We start from the raw sequence: 1,206 nt of genomic DNA, 5'->3' as shown, positions 1-1,206 counted from the left end.
AGCGCATCAACGGCATCGGAGATGGCGGTAATTTGGGGCACGCCAACACCGGTTACGATGCGGGTAGTACAGATGGAGCCCGGGCCGATACCCACCTTGACCGCATTGACGCCAGCCGCAACCAGCGCCAGGGCGCCAGCGGCAGTGGCCACGTTGCCACCGATGATTTGCAGCTCAGGATAGGCATCGCGGGTCGCCTTGATGCGATCCAGCACGCCCTGGGAATGGCCGTGGGAAGAGTCAATCAGCAGCACGTCCACACCGGCTTCCACCAGGGCGGCGACGCGCTCTTCATTACCAGCACCGGCGCCGACGGCAGCACCGACGCGCAGGCGACCACGCTCGTCTTTACAGGCGTTCGGCTTGCGCTCGGCTTTTTGGAAATCTTTGACGGTGATCATGCCCTTGAGTTTGAAATCAGCGTTGACCACCAGCACCTTCTCGATACGGTGCTTCTGCATCAGGGCAACCACCTCTTCACGAGGGGCCCCTTCACGCACGGTCACCAGACGATCTTTCTGGGTCATGATCTGTTCGACTGTCTGGGAGAGGTCGATCACGAAACGCACGTCGCGGCCAGTGATGATACCGACCAGCACGTTACCCTCGGTCACAACCGGGTAGCCGGCGAAGCCATTCTTGTGGCTCAGCTCCTTGACCTGGGCAATGGTCATGTCAGGGCGTACGGTGACGGGGTCAGTGACCACGCCGCTCTCGTACTTCTTGACCTTGCGCACTTCTGCAGCCTGCTGCTCGATGGACATGTTCTTGTGGATAAAGCCGATACCGCCTTCCTGAGCCAGTGCGATAGCCAGACGGGCTTCGGTCACTGTGTCCATGGCAGCGGAAATCATGGGGATATTCAAGCTGATAGAGGAGGTCAGCTTGGTACGCAGATCGGCAGTATTGGGAAGAACATCGGAGTGGGCGGGAACCAACAGTACATCGTCGAAGGTTAACGCTTCTTTGGTAATCCTGAGCATGGCAATATCTCACCGTTGAGGAAGTGGGGGTGTAAAATATTGCCGACGAAGTTTACTCACCGATTGGTCACTGGTAAAGAAGTTTTTTGAATTTTTTATGGCGTAGCCTCTTTTTGAGGGGCCAACGGGCTAAAAATCCAAGATTATCAGTGCTGAAATGGCCATTTCGGGGGAAAATAGTTCGCCAAGTGGTTAATGCCAGCCAGTTAAGCATTTTTGTGAC

The 1,206-nt window shown here is 56.1% G+C and carries 1 protein-coding gene; it reads right to left on the bottom strand.

Translation table 11 applies throughout. The annotated features are described in order from the left end of the window. Positions 1-983: IMP dehydrogenase (gene guaB, locus BN1129_RS01335; RefSeq protein ID WP_042034006.1), on the bottom strand; the 983-nt coding region annotated here is incomplete at its 3' end. Positions 984-1,206: the final 223 nt, after the last annotated feature.

This window comes from Aeromonas popoffii (genome assembly GCF_000820025.1).
GTDB lineage: Bacteria > Pseudomonadota > Gammaproteobacteria > Enterobacterales > Aeromonadaceae > Aeromonas > Aeromonas popoffii.
The sequence above is the reverse complement of the archived record's forward strand: the minus strand, read 5'-3'. Positions and strand labels throughout refer to the sequence as shown.